Origin of the sequence: Mycobacterium sp. DL440, from assembly GCF_011745145.1 — a bacterium.
Lineage (GTDB): Bacteria > Actinomycetota > Actinomycetes > Mycobacteriales > Mycobacteriaceae > Mycobacterium.
The window spans coordinates 1402248-1419485 of sequence record NZ_CP050191.1 but is presented as its reverse complement, the minus strand read 5'-3'; the positions used below and the strand labels follow the sequence as shown (position 1 = coordinate 1419485).

The 17238-nt window shown below is 66.2% G+C and carries 15 protein-coding genes; 4 read left to right on the top strand and 11 right to left on the bottom strand.

Annotation, left to right across the window (positions count from 1 at the left end):
• Positions 1 to 10: 10 nt before the first annotated feature.
• The 5 genes from rimM to HBE63_RS07010 form a co-directional block, all read right to left on the bottom strand.
• Entirely contained in the window at positions 11 to 538 is a 528-nt protein-coding gene (gene rimM, locus HBE63_RS07030; protein WP_166904111.1) for a ribosome maturation factor RimM, read from the bottom strand.
• Between the two features lie 10 nt (positions 539 to 548).
• Positions 549 to 791 (bottom strand): RNA-binding protein, encoded by a 243-nt coding sequence (locus HBE63_RS07025; RefSeq protein ID WP_166904110.1) that lies wholly within the window; start codon positions 789 to 791, stop codon positions 549 to 551.
• A gap of 8 nt (positions 792 to 799) precedes the next feature.
• The gene (gene rpsP, locus HBE63_RS07020; protein ID WP_166904109.1) at positions 800 to 1264 is read right to left on the bottom strand and encodes a 30S ribosomal protein S16; all 465 of its coding nucleotides are present in this window, start codon (positions 1262 to 1264) and stop codon (positions 800 to 802) included.
• A gap of 195 nt (positions 1265 to 1459) precedes the next feature.
• Entirely contained in the window at positions 1460 to 1879 is a 420-nt protein-coding gene (locus tag HBE63_RS07015; protein ID WP_166909478.1) for a nuclear transport factor 2 family protein, read from the bottom strand.
• 45 nt (positions 1880 to 1924) lie between these two features.
• Complete coding sequence (locus HBE63_RS07010; RefSeq protein WP_371815013.1) at positions 1925 to 3142, bottom strand: osmoprotectant NAGGN system M42 family peptidase; 1218 nt, start codon at positions 3140 to 3142, stop codon at positions 1925 to 1927.
• A gap of 96 nt (positions 3143 to 3238) precedes the next feature.
• On the opposite strand from HBE63_RS07010, the gene HBE63_RS07005 reads away from it, so the two are divergent.
• The 3 genes from HBE63_RS07005 (at position 3239) to HBE63_RS06995 (ending at position 6689) form a co-directional block, all read left to right on the top strand.
• The gene (locus tag HBE63_RS07005) at positions 3239 to 4135 is read left to right on the top strand and encodes a D-alanyl-D-alanine carboxypeptidase family protein (RefSeq protein WP_166904107.1); all 897 of its coding nucleotides are present in this window, start codon (positions 3239 to 3241) and stop codon (positions 4133 to 4135) included.
• A 92-nt stretch (positions 4136 to 4227) separates the two neighbouring features.
• On the top strand, positions 4228 to 5043 hold the full coding sequence (locus HBE63_RS07000; RefSeq protein ID WP_166904106.1) for a D-alanyl-D-alanine carboxypeptidase: 816 nt from the start codon (positions 4228 to 4230) through the stop codon (positions 5041 to 5043).
• Between the two features lie 143 nt (positions 5044 to 5186).
• A complete protein-coding gene (locus HBE63_RS06995; protein ID WP_243858693.1) occupies positions 5187 to 6689 on the top strand; it encodes a sulfite reductase flavoprotein subunit alpha in 1503 nt (500 codons plus the stop codon).
• Between the two features lie 80 nt (positions 6690 to 6769).
• On the opposite strand, the gene HBE63_RS06990 is transcribed toward HBE63_RS06995, so the two are convergent.
• The 6 genes from HBE63_RS06990 to ftsY form a co-directional block, all read right to left on the bottom strand.
• The gene (locus tag HBE63_RS06990; RefSeq protein ID WP_166904104.1) at positions 6770 to 7837 is read right to left on the bottom strand and encodes an amidohydrolase family protein; all 1068 of its coding nucleotides are present in this window, start codon (positions 7835 to 7837) and stop codon (positions 6770 to 6772) included.
• 4 nt (positions 7838 to 7841) lie between these two features.
• Positions 7842 to 9407 carry a signal recognition particle protein gene (gene ffh, locus HBE63_RS06985; protein WP_166904103.1) on the bottom strand — a complete coding sequence of 522 codons (1566 nt, stop codon included), beginning with the start codon at positions 9405 to 9407 and terminating at the stop codon, positions 7842 to 7844.
• A gap of 56 nt (positions 9408 to 9463) precedes the next feature.
• Positions 9464 to 11962, bottom strand: coding sequence for a [protein-PII] uridylyltransferase (locus tag HBE63_RS06980; protein ID WP_166904102.1), 2499 nt, complete (start codon positions 11960 to 11962; stop codon positions 9464 to 9466).
• Between the two features lie 80 nt (positions 11963 to 12042).
• On the bottom strand, positions 12043 to 12381 hold the full coding sequence (locus HBE63_RS06975; RefSeq protein WP_003881099.1) for a P-II family nitrogen regulator: 339 nt from the start codon (positions 12379 to 12381) through the stop codon (positions 12043 to 12045).
• A gap of 6 nt (positions 12382 to 12387) precedes the next feature.
• Positions 12388 to 13743: an ammonium transporter gene (locus HBE63_RS06970; protein ID WP_166904101.1), complete on the bottom strand. Its 1356-nt coding sequence runs from the start codon at positions 13741 to 13743 to the stop codon at positions 12388 to 12390.
• Between the two features lie 170 nt (positions 13744 to 13913).
• Entirely contained in the window at positions 13914 to 15311 is a 1398-nt protein-coding gene (ftsY, locus tag HBE63_RS06965; protein WP_371814934.1) for a signal recognition particle-docking protein FtsY, read from the bottom strand.
• Between the two features lie 399 nt (positions 15312 to 15710).
• Between ftsY and HBE63_RS06960 the strand changes: the two genes are divergently transcribed.
• Positions 15711 to 17189 (top strand): PE-PPE domain-containing protein, encoded by a 1479-nt coding sequence (locus HBE63_RS06960; RefSeq protein ID WP_166904100.1) that lies wholly within the window; start codon positions 15711 to 15713, stop codon positions 17187 to 17189.
• The last annotated feature ends 49 nt before the right edge of the window (positions 17190 to 17238 follow it).

Below are 17238 nucleotides of genomic sequence, written 5' to 3'. Positions count from 1 at the left end.
TGCGCACCTTCTAGACCAGGTCCAGATTCAGCAGACCGTCTGGAGGGTCGATGACGACAGTTCCGGTGTCGCGGGACACCGACGTGACGATCGCGCTGACGAACGGGACGAGTATTTCGCGGCCATCGGCATCGGCCTTGATTGACAGCAGTTCTCCGGCCGCGGTGTGCAGTACCTCACGGACCGCCCCCACCGCGGCGCCGTCGACCGTGACGACCCGCAGGCCTTCGAGCTCGTGGTCGTAGAACTCGTCGGGATCATCGATCGCGGGCAGGTCTGCGGTATCGACGATGAACACCGTGCCGCGCAACGCATCGGCCGCATTGCGGTCGGCGATACCAGTCAGACGAATCAGCAGCCGACCAGCATGATCACGCACGGAATCTACCGAGAAAGTGCGCTCGGCACCCCCCTTGGCGCGGCCCCGAAGGGCCACGCCAGGGATAAATCGGGCATCGGGGTCGTCGGTCCGGACCTCGACCACAACCTCACCGGAAATGCCGTGAGCTTTGACAACCCGCCCGACAACCAGGTCCATGGATCCGACGCTACTGGTCGGTGTCCACCACGTCGACGCGAATACCGCGCCCACCGATGCCCGCGACCAAGGTGCGCAGCGCGGTGGCGGTGCGGCCACTGCGGCCGATGACCTTGCCCAGGTCATCGGGGTGCACGTGCACCTCGACGGTCCGCCCACGGCGGCTGGTGACCATGTCGACACGTACGTCGTCGGGATTGTCCACGATGCCGCGGACCAGGTGCTCGACGGCGTCGACCACGACAGAACTCACTGCGATGCTCAGCTCTCGCTTGCAGCGTTGTCGGCAGCGGCCTCAGCAGCCGGCGCCTCAGCTTCGGCGGCGTCGTCCTTCTTGGGAGCCTTCTTCTTCTTGGGCGTGACAGCCGCGGCACCGGTGCCGCTCTCGGCCTCGGCCAGCGCCGCATTGAAGAGGTCCAGCTTGGACGGCTTGGGCTCCTTGACCTTCAGCGTGCCCTCGGTACCCGGCAGGCCCTTGAACTTCTGCCAGTCACCGGTGATCTTCAGCAGGGCCAGCACCGGCTCGGTGGGCTGGGCGCCGACACCCAGCCAGTACTGCGCGCGCTCCGAATCGATCTCGATCAGGCTCGGCTCTTCCTTGGGGTGGTAGCGGCCGATGACCTCGATGGAGCGGCCTTCGCGGCGGGTGCGCGCGTCGGCGACGGCGATGCGGTACTGGGGGTTGCGGATCTTGCCAAGCCGGGTGAGCTTGATCTTGACAGCCATGTGTAAGCACTTCTCCTTGAGTGTCACGCTGCAATTCAGCGATGCGGGCGGAATTGCCCGATCCGGTTTTGCCTTACGTGTGTGACCGCCGCGCAGCACATTGAACGAGTCGCGCGGCAGACAGCGCCCAATTGTGCCAGAGCAGGCAGTACTGACCAAAATTGCGGCGGCCGGTCGGGCCACACGTCGCGGGCTCTAAACGACCTTGTCGAAGCATTTGGTCTCGACGCGGCGGCTCATCCGCCAACCGTCGGCGGTCCGCACGAACTCGTCCTCGTACCAGAGGCCGCAGAACAACACCTGTTGCTCCAGCCCCGGCAGGACCATGGGGTTGAAGCACATGGTGCGGGAGGAGGCCTTGTCCCCCTCGATCCGGACATCGAAGTTGCCGAGCATGTGAGCGTAGGCCGGGAAGTTGGGCAGCACTTCGGCCAGCCAGGCCTTGACCTCCGGGTATTGGCCGTCGATACCGCCCATTGCCCGGTAGTCGATGTAAGCATCGGAGGTGAACACCACATCGAGGTCATCGAACAGTCGGCGGTCTATCGCCGTGGAGTAGTCGATCAACAATTGCTGGATCTCAAGACGGTCCGAAATCTCTTCCAGGCTCAGCACCATTCGATTCAACACCACCGGTCCCGATTGCTCCTCATGTCCGCGTCAGGATTGCGGGCCCTCAGAAGGCGGCCAATGCTCTCCCGGCGCCGCGTCGCCCGGCTCGGTGAAGTCACCGCGGGACAACGGCACCCACTGCTCGCTGGGCGCCGGCTGTTTCGAGGACGGGAAATCACGCAGCGCACCGGTCGGGCTGGAATCCCACGCCTCGAACGTCAACGGCGTCTGCAGCCAGGCGTTCAGCAATAAATAGGTGGCTTCCAACGAGTCCAGGTGAGTCCGTTCCCAGCCGTGGCTGCCGTCCAGACCGAACCCCACCAGCGCCGCCCGGGTACCTGCGCCTGCCTCGATGGCAGCTGCCGCGTCGGACCGGTAGTAACGGAACACATCACGCGCGAACGGGATGCCCTGCCCCTCGGCCAGGCGGCAGAGCTTGCGGGTCAGGTGATAGTCGAACGGGCCGTGCAGATCGGCCATCGGGATCGTCACACCATGCTCGATCGAGTGCTGCCCGGGGGCGCAGACCGCGTTGTCCACCGAGACCAACTCGGCCACATCGGGTGGAAGCCCGTGACTGGCACCGTGCCCCACCTCCTCGGTGATGGTCACCATGAGCGTCGCGCGGTGCGGCAGCACGATCTTCTGCTCGGCGATGGACTTGGCCAGGGCCAACGCAACCGCCACCCCCGCTTTCCCGTCGAGGTGCCGGGACACCACGAATCCGTCCTCGGTGAGTTCAGGGCTGGCGATCAGCGCGACGAAGTCGCCCACGTTCAGACCCAGACGCTCCAGATCCGCACGCGTCGACACGTTGCGATCCACTCGGACCTCCACGTGATCCCAGTCGGTGGGCTGGGTGTCGATCTCGTCGCCGTAGGCGTGCCCGCTGGCCTTGAGCGGCATGATCGTGCCCGTGAAGAACTCGTCGGGGTCGTCGGAGAAGATCCGCACCCGGGCGCCTGCAGCGAACCGCGCGGAGAACGTGCCGACCGGAACCAATTCGAGGCGGCCGTTGTCCTTCAGATCCCGGACCATGCACCCGATGGTGTCGGAGTGCACCACCAGTGCCCGGTCGATGGTTGGCGACTCACCCGGCAGCTCGGCGGTCAACGCACCGCGCCGGGTCAAGGTGAACGGCACGCCGAGATCGTTGAGAGTATCGCCGATCAACTGCATCACGGCGTCGGTGCGTCCCGACGGGCTGGGGGTCTGTAGCAACGCCAGCAAGGTGTCGACCATCCACTTGCGTTCTGCCTCGGGCATGGTGGCGGGTTCAGCCACGGGGTCTCCCTTCGAATTCGTCGAATCTTCCTCGGGCGCCTATGCGCGAGGTACATGCACGCTTTAGGGTCAGTGCACATGGTCAGGCTCGTCGGCGCAATCTCGTTCTGTCTCGCAACGCTCCTTCCCTCAGTTGTAGTCGGGGCTGTGGTCGGCTCCCCCACCGCCTCGGCCGACGCCGGCGTGCAGCAGGTCGGCGCGGCGCCCATCCCGGACGGGCCCGCCCCGGCCTGGATCGTCGCCGACATGGATACCGGCCAGATCCTGGCCGGTAGGGACCAGTACGTTCCGCACGCACCTGCCAGCACCATCAAGACGCTGCTGGCGTTGGTAGCCCTCGACGAACTTCCGCTGGACGCCACCGTCGTCGCCGACGAAGCCGACGGGAAAGTGGAGTGCACCTGTGTCGGGATCAAAGCCGGCCGCACCTACACCATGCAACAACTGCTCGACGCCTTGCTGCTTGTCTCCGGCAACGACGCCGCCGACACCTTGGCGCACATGCTCGGCGGCAAAGTCGCCGCCGTCGCCAAGATGAATGCCAAGGCCGTCGCGCTCGGCGCGAACGCCACCCATGCCGGGTCTCCGTCGGGCCTGAACGGGCCCGGCATCGACGGGGCCACCACGCCGCGGGACCTGGCCGTGATCTTCCGCGCCGCACTGGCCAATCCGGTGTTCGCCGCGATCACCTCGTCGCCGTCGGCGTCGTTCCCCGGTGCCACTGGCCCGGTCACGTTGGTCAACCAGGACGAGATGCTCGGCCGCTATCCGGGCATGCTCGGCGGTAAGACCGGCTTCACCGATGTGGCGCGCAAGACGTTCGTCGGCGCTGCGCAACGCGACGGCCGCCGGTTGGTGATCGCGATGATGTACGGACTGGTCAAGGAAGGCGGACCGACCTACTGGGATCAGGCCACCAGCCTGTTGGACTGGGGTTTCGCCCAAGACCGCTCGGCCGGCATCAGCACGCTGTAGCCCTGTCGGCAACTCATGGTCGCAACCATCGCAACCATTCGGAAACCTGATCGCGCGCTGAGCGAGTCCTGTGCTCCGTAGCGTCACCTTCCGTGCGAAGACTGTTCGCGGCGACCGCGCTCGCCCTCGGCGCGGTGCTCTCGGTCGCGCCCGCCGCGAACGCGCAGCCAAGCGTTCAGCCCGCCGGCGCCCAGATGCCCGACGGGCCGGCCAAGGCCTGGCTGGTCGCCGACATGGACACCGGCCAAGTCCTGGCATCCAAGGACCCGAACGGCTCGTACGCCCCGGCGAGCACCATCAAGCCACTGCTGGCGATGGTGGTGCTGGACCACCTCCGGCCCGACAATTTCGCCAGGGCGAACCAGTCCCACACCAAGGTCGAATGCTCGTGCGTGGGCCTCACCCCTGGACAGCCCTACACCACCCGCCAACTGCTCGAAGCGCTGCTCATGGTGTCGGGCAACGATGCGGCGAACATGCTCGCGGACATGCTCGGTGGTCAGCCCGCCACGGTCGCGGCGATGACCCGCAAAGCGGCCAGCGTCGGCGCCCGAAACACCCGGGCCTCCTCACCGTCCGGCCTCGACGGCCCCGGCTGGGAAACCGTCACCACGCCGCACGACCTCGCGGTGATCCTCCGCGCGGCGCTGACCTACCCGCTGATCGCGCAGATCATGCGCCAGCCCTCGGCCCAGTTCCCCGGCAAGACCCTGACCAACCAGAACGAACTGCTCGCACGCTATCCCGGTGACCTCGCCGGCAAAACCGGATACACGGACCTGGCCCGCAAGACGTATATCGGTGCTGCCCAACGCGGTAACCGGCGCCTGGTGGTCGTGCAGATGTACGGCACCGGCGATCTGTACGGTCAGGCGATCGATTTGTTCGACTACGGTTTCTCACACTGACCATCGATGGTAAAAGGTAGGGCCCCATCGGGACTCGCATCAAACTAAGGTCACCCTAAATTCGTGTGCAGTGCCCGCGCGCGACGAGGGGAGCCGATGTGTCCGACCGTGAGTTCTCGTTGGTGGTCGCGTACGGCACCGACATGGGCAACGCCGAAGACGCTGCGATGTCGTTCGCCGAGGCCACCACCGCCGCCGGAATTCCTGCCGAAGCCGTCGAACTCAACCAGGTGGAACTCGGCCAGCTCAGTACCGCAACGCATTTCATCGTGGTCACATCAACGTTCGGCGACGGCGAGTTCCCCGATACCGCCACGTTGTTCTGGGAGGCGATCAGTGCCTCCACCGAGCGGCTGGAACACATGAGCTTCGCAATCCTCGCCCTGGGCGACACGTCCTACGAATTGTTCTGCAACGCAGGCAAACTCCTTGATGCGCGACTCGAGGAGCTGGGCGCCAGCAGGATCGCCGACCGGATCGACGTCGACGGGTACTACGAGGAACCTGCCGCGGCCTGGACCACCGACCTCGTCAAACAGCTCACCGCAGCCCAGGCCGGCCCAGCCGCGCCCGTCGCCGTCGTAGAGACCGCCCCGGCCGATCCCCCACTTCGCCCGCAGGAACGCAACCGCCCCTTCTTGGCCGCCCTGACAGTCAATCGACTGCTCACCGCGGCAGAATCCGACAAGGAGGTACGCCACTACGAGCTCGACCTCACCGGTGCCGGGATCACTTACCAGGCCGGCGATTCACTGGCCGTCCACGCGAACAACGATCCCGGCCTGGTGGCGGCGATCCTGGCCGAATTCAAGGTGGGCCCCGAACACCGGATCGCCGACGCGGACGAGACCTTGGGTGTCCTGCTCACCGAGCACCTGGAAATCCGGACGCCCTCGCGAGCACTGCAGGACCTGGCCGGGACCGCCGCCTATGGCGAGGATGTCCTCGACCTCATCCGGCGTGCCGACCTGACGGTCGATGAGGTCGTAGAAACGTTGCGCCCGTTGCAGTTCCGCGATTACTCGATCGCCTCGAGCCCACTGGTACATCCCGATCACATCCATCTGACCGTAGCCACCGTGCGCTACTCCGCCGCCGACCGCCAACACGGCGGCGTGGCCACGACCTATCTGGCCGAGCGCACGCAGACAGTTCGGGTTCACCTGCGCCCCAACCATCATTTCCGGCTGCCCGCCGACGATGTGCCGATCATCATGATCGGGCCGGGTACCGGTATCGCGCCGTTCCGGGCGTTCCTGCAGGAGCGACAGGCCGCCGCCGCACCGGGCCGGTCCTGGCTGTTCTTCGGGGACCGGCGCCGCGCCACCGATTTCCTTTACGGTGACGAGCTGACCGAATTCGTCGAGTCGGGCACGCTCACCCGGCTGGACACGGCCTTCTCCCGCGATCAGGATACGAAAGTATATGTGCAGCAACGCATGCGGGAGAACTCAGCCGAGTTGTTCGCGTGGCTCCAGGACGGCGCATACCTCTACGTGTGCGGTGATGCCGACCGCATGGCCAAGGACGTCGACGCCGCCCTGCATGAGATCATCGCCGACAACGGCTCGATGGATGCCGATGCGGCGCACGCCTACGTCAACGACCTGATCAAAACCCACCGCTATCTGCGCGACGTGTACTGAGCCCCACCCCGCGAGCAGACGCGTAGATACCCGAGAACGCGCTTGGATTTCGGGTACCTAAGCGTCTGCTCGCCGAAAGATCAGAACACCCGACCGCGCAGGATCACCAGGTCGGGGTGGCTGACACCACCGTGCCGCGGATCCTCGGTGTAGCAGACCAGGTCGGCCGATGCCCCGTGCTCCAGCCCCGGCCGGCCCAGCCAGGCCCGCGCATCCCAGCTGGCCGCCCCCAGAGCGGCGGTTGGGCTCATCCCGATGCCCTTGAGCGCGTCGATCTCGTCGGCGATACGGCCGTGGGCGATCATGCCGCCGGCGTCGGTGCCCGCGAAAATCGGCACCCCGGCCTCGTAGGCCGCGCCGACCCGGGTGCGGCAGGACGCGTACAGGTCACGCATGTGCTTGGCGTACGCCGGGTACTTGCCGGCCGCATCGGCGATGCCGGGGAAATTGTCGATGTTGATCAGGGTGGGCACCAATGCTGTGCCGTGGTCGAGCATCAGTTCGATGGCGTCATCGGTGATCCCGGTACCGTGCTCGATGCAGTCGATTCCGGCCTTGATGAGTCCGGGCAGCGCGTCCTCACCGAATACGTGCGCGGTGACCCGCGCCCCCTCGTCGTGGGCCGCGTCGATCGCGGCTTTGAGGATCTCGTCGGACCACAGCGGTGCCAGGTCCCCGACCCCCCGGTCGATCCAGTCACCAACCAGCTTCACCCAGCCGTCGCCCCACCGGGCCTGCTCGGCCACGGCCGCGGGCAGTTGCGACTCGTCCTCGATGTCGATCGGCAACCCCGGCGAATAGCGCTTGGGGCGCGCGAGGTGCCGTCCGGCCCGGATGATCCGCGGCAGGTCCTCACGGTCGTCGAAGCTGCGGGTGTCCACCGGCGATCCGGCATCACGCAGCAGAAGCGCACCGGCGTCCCGTTCGGTCTCCGCCTGGGTGACCGCCTCGTCGATGTCGACTGCCCCGCCCGGGCCCAGACCGACATGGCAGTGTGCGTCGACCAGGCCAGGAATGATCCAGCCACCGTCGAAGACGGTCTCGGCGTTGGCGACGGGCTCCGCTGACAGCACACCCTGGTGGATCCACCACTGCACTTCTTCGCCGTCGGGTAGGCCGCGTCCCCGGAGGTGCAGCGCGTGGAGCACCGGACTACTTCTGGCCGGGGAACTTCAGCTTCGACAGGTCGAAATCGGCCAGGCCGGGCGGCAGTTCGTCCAGGCCCTTGGGCATGTTCGACAAGTCCGGGAAACCAGCAGGCATCGCCCCGGCTGCGCCAAACGGGTTCTTCGGCTGTGTCGGGCCGCGACCCTTGCCCTTACCCTTACCGGCCTGCTTGTTCTTGCCCTTGCCGGCCTTGCGCGGCGCGTTCTTGCGGCCGAACGGCATGCCCATCTGGCCGGCCATCGAGGACATCATCTTGCGGGCGTCGAAGAACCGGTCGACGAGCGAGTTGACCTCCGACACCGCGACACCGGAACCGTTGGCGATGCGCAGCCGGCGGGAGGCGTTGATGATCTTGGGATCGGCCCGCTCGGCCGGGGTCATGCCGCGGATGATGGCCTGCACCCGGTCCAGCTGCTTGTCGTCGACCGCGGCAAGCGCGTCCTTCATCTGCCCCGCCCCGGGCAGCATGCCCAGCAGGTTTCCGATCGGGCCCATCTTGCGGATCGCCAGCATCTGCTCGAGGAAGTCCTCCAGCGTCAGCTCTCCGGAGCCGATCTTGGCCGCGGCCTCCTCGGCCTTCTGCTGATCGAAGACCTGCTCGGCCTGCTCGATGAGGGTGAGCACGTCGCCCATGCCCAGGATGCGGCTGGCCATCCGGTCGGGGTGGAAGACATCGAAGTCTTCGAGCTTCTCCCCTGCGGAGGCGAACAGAATCGGCACACCAGTGATCTCACGGACCGACAAGGCCGCGCCACCACGAGCGTCGCCGTCGAGCTTGGTCAGTACGACACCGGTAAAGCCGACGCCCTCGCGGAATGCCTCGGCGGTGGCGACGGCGTCCTGACCGATCATCGCGTCGAGCACGAACAGGACTTCGTCGGGGTTGACGGCGGCGCGAATGGCCGCGGCCTGGCCCATCAGCTCGTCGTCGATACCCAGCCGGCCCGCGGTGTCGACGATGACGACGTCGTAGTGCTTGGCTCGGGCCTCGGCCATACCGGCCGACGCGACGGCCACCGGGTCGCCGTGGCCACCGATCCCGAGGCCACCCGGTGAGGTGCCCGGATGCGGGGCGAAGGAGGCCACCCCGGCGCGCTCGGCCACGATCTGCAGCTGGTTGACAGCACCGGGCCGCTGCAGGTCACACGCCACGAGCAACGGGGTGTGGCCCAGTCCCTTAAGCCATTTCGCCAGCTTGCCGGCAAGCGTGGTCTTACCCGCACCTTGCAGACCGGCGAGCATGATCACCGTCGGCGGGTTTTTCGCAAAGGCCAGCTGACGGGTCTCGCCGCCGAGGATGCCGATCAGCTCCTCGTTGACGATCTTGACCACCTGCTGCGCGGGATTCAGTGCGGCAGAGACCTCGGCACCCTTGGCACGATCCTTGATGCGCGCGACGAAGGCACGCACCACGGGCAGCGAGACGTCGGCCTCAAGCAGGGCCAACCGGATCTCGCGCGCCGTGGCGTCGATATCGGCGTCGGTCAACCGCCCCTTGCCGCGTAGGCCTTGCAGGGCTCCGGTCAACCGGTCAGACAGGCTCTCAAACACGTGGTAAGCCTAGCGGCCCGGGATTTGAGACGTGGCCGCGCGCCGCGGGCCGCGGATCAGCTGGCGTGCTCGGCCGGCTTCGCCGGCTTGGCCGGAGGCGGCGCAGGCAGGATCGCCAGCATGTCGCGCTCCAACTCCTCGCGAATCGCGGCCCGTCGCGCTTCGCCGCCGGCCAGCGCCGACGCCGTGATACAGAAGACATCGACCACCGAAGACCCCAGCGTGGTCACCTTCGCCCAGGCAACATCCACACCGTCGCGCTCGAATACCGCAGTCAGCCGTGCCAACAGACCCGACCGGTCGATCGTACGGATCTGGACGATCAGGTCTTCGGGAGCCGTGCCTGGCGACCACAGGATGCGTGGCGGGGCGGGCACGTGGTTGGCCGGCACCGAGGCCAGGATCTCGCCGGCGCGGGTTGTCGGATGCTGGGCGGCCTCGTGGTCGCGGCGTTCCAGCGCACCGATCACGTCCAGTTCGCCGTCGAGCGCGAGGATGAACTGCTGGCGCAGCAGTTGGGCAGGTGGTGGCGCACCGAAGTGCGGAGACACCGCGAAGGTGTTGATCGCCGAACCCTCGTGGCTGTTGACCGACGCCGAGTGGACCCGCAGGGAGTTCAGCGCCAGCACGCCGGCCGCCTTGGACAGCAGGCCGCGCCGGTCCGCGCCGATCATCGTCACGTTGTAGATGTGTGGGCTGTCGCCCGGGGTGAGCTCGACGTGGACGCCGGCGTCAGCAGCCAACACCATGAACCGCGGGTCGATTGGATCGGGTTCCGGCAACGGTTCACCGGCCATCACCAACCGGCAGCGTCGCACCAGGTCACCGATCAGCGATGCCTTCCAGTCCCCCCATACCCCGGGACCGGTGGCCAGTGAGTCGGCCTCGGCCAGGACATGGAGCAGCTCCAGCAGCACCATGTCCCCACCGAGCGCATCGGTCACCGCATCAATGGTCTTGGGGTCCTGCAGATCTCGTCGCGTCGCGGTGTCTGGCAGCAGCAGGTGGTACCGGACGATCTTCGACAGCACCTCGATGTCCGATGGCCACAGACCCAGCCGGGTGCCGATCTGGGTGGCCAACTCGGCACCGATCACGCTGTGGTCGCCGCCGCGACCCTTGCCGATGTCGTGGCACAGTGCACCCAGCAGCAGCAGATCAGGGCGTGACACCCGGGTGGTGAAAGCACTTGCTCGCGAGACAGTTTCGACCAGGTGCCGGTCAACTGTCCAGGTGTGCACGACGTCCCGCGGCGGCAGGTCCCGCACCGCACCCCACTCCGGGAACAGCCGGCCCCACAGACCGGTGCGGTCCAGGGCTTCAATGGTGGCCACCGCTGCGGGGCCCGACGCGAGCAACACCAGAAGGTCCTTGAGGGCCTGACGCGGCCACGGGGTACGCAGTTCGGGTGCGGTCTCGGCCAGCCTGCTCAGCGTGGATACCGCCATCGGCAGCCCGGTACCGGCCGACGCCGCCGCGACCCGCAGGATCAGACCCGGATCGCGTTCCGGCCGCGCGTCGCGGGCCAGGATCACCTCACCGGCGAATTCGATCACTCCTTCGTCGAGCGGGCGGCGCACCGGGCGGCGAAGCGCGGCGAAACCGCGCCGGGGTAAGGCGTTGGCGGCGGTGCGGATACCGGAGTCGACGTAGTAGCTCACGGTCCGGGCCGCGTCCGACAGAGTGCGGGCCAGATCGAACCGGTCTCCGATCCGCAGAGCCGCGCCGATTTCATCGGCATGCTGGGCCAACAACAGTTCCCGGCCACGGCCGGAGGCGCGGTGCAGTTCGGTGCGCATATTCAGCAAGGACAGGTGGGCACCGCCGAGCGTTCCGGTCGGCGAAGCCAGGGCCCGACTCGGATACACGTCGGCCAGTTGCGCTATCGCGAGCGCGTTGAGCAGTTGTACGTCCCGTAGACCGCCGCGGCCCGACTTCAGGTCAGGCTCGGCGCGGTGCGCGATCTGGCCGCTGCGCTGCCACCGCGCCTGCGCGTGCTCGACGAGCCCGTCGAATCGCGAGGCGATTCCGATCCGCCACTGCCGGCGCGCCCCGCCGACCAGTAGTGCCGACAGATCGGCGTCACCGGCCATATGACGGGCGTCGAGCATCGCCAGACCCACCGCGATGTCCTCACCCGCCACCTTCAGGGCTTCGGGCACGGTGCGCACACTGTGATCGATGCGGATATTGGCGTCCCACAAGGGATACCAGAGTTTTTCGGCCACCTCAGAGACCAGCTCGACAGGCATGTTGTCATGCAGCAACATGAGGTCGAGGTCGGAGTACGGCAACATCTCGCCGCGGCCCAGACCACCGGTGGCCACGATGGCGAACCCACTGGTGGCCGTGATCCCGATCTCGGCAGCCTTTGTGGTGAGCCAGAATTCGTGCAGATCGAGTAATGCCTCCCGCAGACCGGCCGCATCCAGCTGACGAGATCCGCCGGACAGCAACTGCTGGGTGGCCGCCACCAGATCGGTGGCGGGCCGAGACAAACCCGCCGAAGCCTCCTGCGGAGAGGCTCCGGCGGATTCTGGTTTGTCCTCTGTCATTTCGACTCCTCCCCCGGCCAATCCCGGGTAGTGCTCACGCGATTCCCGGCCGGGAGAAGACGTCTCGACAGACGCTCCGGCTACAGGGCGTCAGCTCCTCGCTCACCGGTGCGGACACGGACAACGGTGTCGACCGGGCTGACCCAGACCTTCCCGTCGCCGATCTTGCCGGTGCGGGCGGCCTGCACGATGACGTCCACGACCTTGTCGACCGCGGAATCGTCGACGACCACCTCCACCCGGACCTTGGGCACGAAGTCCACCGAGTACTCGGCACCGCGGTAGACCTCGGTGTGGCCCTTCTGCCGGCCGTAGCCCTGTACCTCGCTGACCGTCATCCCCAGGATGCCCGTCTGCTCCAGGCCGGTCTTGACATCCTCCAGCGTGAACGGCTTGACGATCGCAGTGATCAGCTTCATATTCCCTTATTCCTCCCCGCCGTGACGACCAAGAACAGAACCGGTTCCGACAGCGACGAAGTCGTAAGCGCTCTCAGCGTGCTCGGACTCGTCGATACCGGATGCCTCCTCTTCTTTGTCCAGGCGCAGGCCCACGGTGTATTTGACAATCAACGCCAAGATAGCGGTACCCACCGCCGAATAGAGCAGAACAGCACCGGCCCCGACCGCCTGTCGCCACAGTTGATCGAACCCGCCACCGTAGAACAGACCGGCCACACCTGCAGGTGCTTCCTTCGTCGCCACCAGGCCGACCAGCAACGTGCCGACGATGCCGCCCACCAGGTGGACGCCCACCACGTCGAGCGAATCGTCGAAACCGAACCTGAACTTCAAGCCGACCGCCAGGGCGCACAGGGCGCCCGCGGTAACACCGATGACGAGCGCGCCCACGACATTCACCGATGAGCAGGACGGGGTGATGGCCACCAGTCCGGCAACGATTCCCGATGCGGCTCCCAGTGAAGTGGCGTGCCCGTCGCGGATGCGCTCGGTGAGCAGCCAGGCCAACATGGCCGCCGCGGTGGCCACCGTGGTCGTGACGAAGGTCGAACCGGCAATTCCGTTGGCCGACACCGCAGAACCGGCGTTGAAGCCGTACCAGCCGAACCACAGCAGGCCGGCGCCGAGCATCACGAAGGGTAGGTTGTGCGGGCGCATCGGCGTACCGGGCCAACCGAGCCGCTTACCGAGGATGATGGCCAGGACCAGGCCCGCGGTGCCGGCGTTGATGTGCACCGCGGTGCCGCCGGCGAAGTCAATGGCCTTGAGCTGGTTGGCGATCCAGCCGCCGTGGTGGATCACGGTCTCACCGTCGGACCCCTTGACGTCGAAATCGAATACCCAGTGCGCGACGGGGAAGTAGACAACGGTCGCCCACAGCGCGGCGAACAGCAGCCAGCCGCCGAACTTGATGCGGTCGGCGACGGCACCGGAGATCAGGGCGACCGTGATGATCGCGAACATCAGCTGGAAACCCACGAACACGGTGGCCGGGATCGTGCCGACCAACGCGATGGGCGCATCGGGTGAGCCGTTCGCTCCGATCAGACCCTTGAGACCAAAGAACTGCCCGGGGTCGCCGATCACGCCTGCGGTGTTGTCACCGAACGCAACCGAGTAGCCGTACAACGCCCACAGGACCGTGACGACACCCATCGCACTGACGCTCATCATGATCATGTTGAGCACGCCCTTGGCGCGCACCATGCCGCCGTAGAAGAAGGCCAGACCCGGCGTCATCAACAGCACAAGTGCGGCCGCGGCCAGCATCCATGCCGTGTCACCGGTATCCGGTGCACCCATTATCGGGAATTGCTCCACTCGCAGTTTCCTCCTTCACCACACCACGGCCGCAAGGATTTGCAGCCATTGACCTGGTCAAGACAATGCTGAGTGGATGTTTCAGCTACGACGCCGCCACGTTTCGCTCGTGTGAACGGATGGGCAGGCGACGTTTCGCCGGTGTTACACCGTGCGATTCCCTGGTTTTTCTAGCCCAGCAGGGCGTCGACGAACGCCGCGGGCTCAAACGGTGCCAGGTCGTCGGGCCCTTCACCGAGTCCGACGAGCTTGACCGGTACGCCGAGTTCCTGCTGAACCCGGAACACGATGCCGCCCTTGGCAGTGCCGTCAAGCTTGGTCAGCACCACCCCGGTGATGTCCACGACCTCGGCAAACACCTTGGCCTGCGGCAGGCTGTTCTGGCCGATGGTGGCGTCGAGCACCAACAGCACCTCGTCGACGGCGGCGCGCTTCTCCACCACCCGCTTGACCTTGCCGAGTTCGTCCATCAGACCGGTCTTGGTGTGTAGGCGGCCCGCCGTGTCGATGACGACGACATCAGCGCCGGCCTTGATGCCCTCGTCGACGGCGTCGAACGCGACCGATGCCGGATCCGCACCTTCAGGCCCCCGCACCACTTCCGCGCCGACGCGCGCGCCCCAGGTCTGTAACTGATCGGCGGCCGCGGCGCGGAATGTGTCGGCCGCGCCGAGCACGACGCGACGCCCGTCGGCGACCAGAACCCGCGCCAGCTTGCCCACTGTGGTGGTCTTGCCGGTGCCGTTCACACCGACGACCAACAGCACCGACGGCTTATCGGCGTGTGGCAGTGCCTTGATCGAACGGTCCAATTCGGGCCGCAGCTCCGACATCAGTACCTCGCGCAGCACCGCGCGCGCGTCGGCCTCACTGCGCACACCCTTGCTGGCCATCCGCTCACGCAATGCCGCGACAACGGACTCGGTGACCACCGGGCCCAGGTCGGCGATCAGCAGGGTGTCCTCGACGGCCTCCCACGAGTCCTCGTCGAGATCACCTCCGCCGAGCAGCCCGAGCATGCTGCGCCCCAACGCGTTCTGGGACTTGGCGAGGCGGCCCCGCAAGCGGTCCATGCGCCCTTCGGCCGGGGCGATGTCCTCCACGGCAGCGGCCACGGCGTCGGAAGCCTCGGCCGGCAACTCGGTGGGCTCGGCAGCCACTTCCGGCGCGGCCGGCTCATCGGGGATTACCGGGGCGGGCGCCGAGTCTGCAGGTGCCTCGGGCGCCGGCGGCGCATCGGGTGTGACTGCCTCGACCGGCGGTTCTGGCAGTTGAACGTCGGAGATGGTGCGTTTGGGCGCGTCCCGCGGAATGGTGGCGTCATCGCCGACCGCAGGCAGTCCGCTGGTGTCGATGCGCTCGAGCGTCGGCGTATCCGACTTGCTGAACGTGATGCCCGAGGACGCCGTATAGCCGCCAGAGCGGTCGATCGGTTTCGAGTCGTCTCGTTCCGACAGGCTGATCCGCCGCCGCCGGTAACGCACCACCCCCACCGCGAGGGCGACGACGACCAGTACAGCGACGACCGCAATGGCGATCCACAGACCCAACAACGCACCTTCTGTCACGCCGCCATTGTCGCAGGGCGGCCACCCGCGAACGATCGGCCCCGTTCCGCCGCTTCGCTCCCCCGCATGGCCCGCATACGAGTGAGCCGGAACATCGACGTACGCGATTGCCGAAAATCGTGGTACACAAACGTACCGAGGCGGTATATTCCGTTCACCACACCATCTGAAGAACCTGCCCACGCGAGCCGTAGAATTCGCCTACGGCTTAGCTGTCGTGAGGGTTAAATCCACTCTAATTCAGTTCTCAACTGGGTCTTTATATTTTTTCAGCAATTTATCTGAATTCGCTGACAGCAGGGCTCGAGGTGGTTCACGATCCAGATGGGTCGGGAATGGCTTCAGCGTCTGGTCAGCAGGTGGTCCTTCCCATGGGATTTTTCGAAAGGGAGGACAAGAATGCACATTCGTGTGCTTCGGGGGGTAGCACTGACGCTGGTCGCTCTGATCGGCACCGTCGGGCTGGTCGTGACGGCGAGTATGTCCACGCTGGTTCAGCTGGCGGCCACCGCACTCATCATGGGTGGAACCGGGATGAAGGTGCTGGGAGATCCGCACCAGTGGGGTACGGGTAGCTACGTGGACCAGGTCAACAACACCTATCTGTCTGACCGGCACCTCGATGAAGACGACTTGAAATGGGTGTCGACACCAGAGCAGTTCTGGCCCGCGACCAGCCTGACCGACATCACCTTCGACACCTCGGTCGCCCGCGGGGTCCTGAGCCTCAACAACGCCCTGCTGAACACTTCGGGAGAAAAAGTCGTCGTCGGCTACTCACAGAGCGCCAACATCGCCACCCGGGAGAAGCGCAATCTCGCCGAGCTTCGCGCGCAAGGCGCCACGGTCCCTTCGGCTGACGAGCTGTCCTTCGTGTTCGTGGCCAACCCCAACCGGCCCAACGGGGGAATCCTCGCCCGCTTTGAAGGTCTCTACATACCGATCCTCGGAGTCAGCTTCGACGGCGCCACCCCGGACGACGAATACCAGACGATCGACGTCGCCCGGCAGTACGACCTGATCGCCGACTTTCCCAAATACCCACTCAACGTGCTGGCCGATCTCAACGCCCTGATGGGCTACATCTACCTGCATCCGAACTACGGGTCATCGGTGGTCGACCTGAACGACCCGAGTACGTACCAGTCCTACACCTCCGGCAACACCACCTACTACCTCGTGCACACCGAACACCTGCCGTTGCTTCAGCCATTGCGCAACATCGGAATCCTGACGCCGGCGCTCGACCTGGTCGAGCCGACCCTGCGGGTACTGATCGAACTCGGCTATGACCGCACGCCGGCCAACATGGGGGTTCCCACCCGCGCCGGGCTGATACCCCACATCGATCTCGACAAACTGGCATCGGACCTGCGGGCCGCAGCCAAGGAGGGCGTGCGCAATGCACTCGCCGACTTGGGCATCGACACCGGCCACACCAGTGATCGCCACACAGAAAGCGTTGCCGCACTGGATAAGTCGGATCCAGAAAAGGTGAAGCTCGATACCCCGGTCACGGCGGGACCGCAGTCGGACCGCACCCGGGCGCACCTGACCGGCACCGAAGCTGAAGCTGACACCGAGACCCGGTCCAACACAACACCTCAGCAGAAACGACAACGGCAGACAAAGCCGGGAGCAGAACGCATCCGGCAGCCGCTCCGACAGGCATTCTCACCCAAGACGCTGTCCGACGATGCAACCGATGCAGATGCCGCCGCGTCACAAGACAACCCGCGCCCACATCGCTCGCCGCAACGTCACGCCGGCCAAAGCAATTCGGCCCAGTCGAAATCCGGCACCACGGACACGAAAGCCGGCGACACCAAACAGAAACCGCGCCACAACCACCGTTCCGGACACTCGGATGCGGCGTAGGCGCGGCACAACCTTCCCGGCCGCGTCGGGACATTCGAGTAGTCCACTA